Raw genomic sequence first — 458 nt, forward strand, 5'->3', positions numbered from 1 at the left:
ATTTCTCCGCTGGCTGAGGAACAGCTTGAGCAGCATGATATTGTTTTGCCTGAGCTGGCAAGGCTGGAGCTTCAATACTTATATGAGATTGGTCGGATTGCCTACACACCTGCGGAGATAGTGGCTGATTTGTATGGTGATGTGGGGATGATGTGCTCAAAAACGCCAACAGCCGGCCTGGTTCAATCCGCTATCGGTATTCACTGGACGCGGGACGCTTTTGACCGGTTGATTGCAGCAGACGCCATTTTTTTGCTATAGCCTGTTGATTGCCCGTGACCAACGTATCATTGAGCATTTGCATCTGGCGTTCAGTGCCAGGTGAAAAGAAAACCGGAGTCGTATGTGGTGCGCCCCACGATGCAAGGAAGCGTTTTCGATAATGGAAAAACTCAACAGCCCCATCAATCACCAGTGCTGATTTTCTTGTAAACATAACGTAAAAAAAACAACCTCAA

General features: G+C 47.8%; 1 protein-coding gene. It reads left to right on the forward strand.

Annotated elements, in window-relative coordinates:
• Positions 1 to 261: hypothetical protein (locus tag Q1B11_RS20285; RefSeq protein WP_299735835.1), on the forward strand; the 261-nt coding region annotated here is incomplete at its 5' end.
• Positions 262 to 458: the final 197 nt, after the last annotated feature.

It is taken from the genome of uncultured Endozoicomonas sp. (assembly GCF_947495845.1).
Lineage (GTDB): Bacteria > Pseudomonadota > Gammaproteobacteria > Pseudomonadales > Endozoicomonadaceae > Endozoicomonas.